Consider the following 934-nt stretch of genomic DNA (forward strand, 5'->3'; position numbering starts at 1 on the left):
GACCAGGATGGACCGGGTCTACTTCGACCCCGACAAGAACGCCGTCTGCGTCGAGGCCGGCTCGCAGGTGCTGAACGTGTACGAGCGCATGTACCGCACCTGGGGGGTCACCATCCCCGCCGGCACCTGCTTCCAGGTCGGCGTCGGCGGCCATGTCAGCGGCGGCGGCTGGGGCCTGCTCTGCCGCCAGATGGGGCTGGTGGTCGACCACCTGTACGGCGTCGAGGTCGTTTGCGTCGGTGCCGACGGCACGGCGACGGTCAAGGTCGCGACCCGCGAGCCGAACGACCCCAACCGTGACCTGTGGTGGGCCCACACCGGCGGCGGAGGCGGCAACTTCGGCGTCGTCACCCGCTTCTGGTTCCGCTCTCCCGGAGCCACCGGCACCAACCCCGCGAAACTGCTGCCGCAGCCCCCGGCCGAAGTGCTGCTGCACGCCACCGCCTGGCCCTGGGCCGAGATGACCAAGGACCGCTTCGCACGGCTGGTCAAGAACTTCGGCGACTGGCACACCAAGAACATCAAGTCCGGCACCGTCAACGACAACCTGACCAGCGTGCTGTGGCTGAACCACAAGTCGGCCGGCTACATCGGCCTGGTCACCCAGGTCGACGCGACCGTCCCGGACGCGCAGAAGATACTCGACGACTATCTCGGCGCCATCACCGCCGGCCTGGACGTCGCCAACGAGCCGATGACCACCCCCATGGGCGAGGTGGCGGCGATGCCCCAACTCGCGGGACCGCCCCGGATGCCCTGGCTCCAGGCCGCCCGCTACATCGGCACCACCAACCCGACGCTGAACGACCCCACCTTCAGGTCCGACTTCAAGTCCGCCTACTACCGCAAGACCATGCCGACGGCACACATCGACGAGTTCTACCGGCACCTGACACGCGACGACCTGGTCAACCCCACCGCCGCCGTCCAGGTG

Annotated in this window: 1 protein-coding gene; it reads left to right on the plus strand. The window is 68.6% G+C overall.

Annotated elements, in window-relative coordinates; translation table 11 throughout:
* Positions 1-934, plus strand: a 934-nt coding sequence (locus TN53_RS41005) for an FAD-binding protein (RefSeq protein WP_046263974.1), incomplete at both ends; no start/stop codon positions are given.

Origin of the sequence: Streptomyces sp. WM6386 (assembly GCF_000972385.1) — a bacterium.
Taxonomy (GTDB): domain Bacteria; phylum Actinomycetota; class Actinomycetes; order Streptomycetales; family Streptomycetaceae; genus Streptomyces.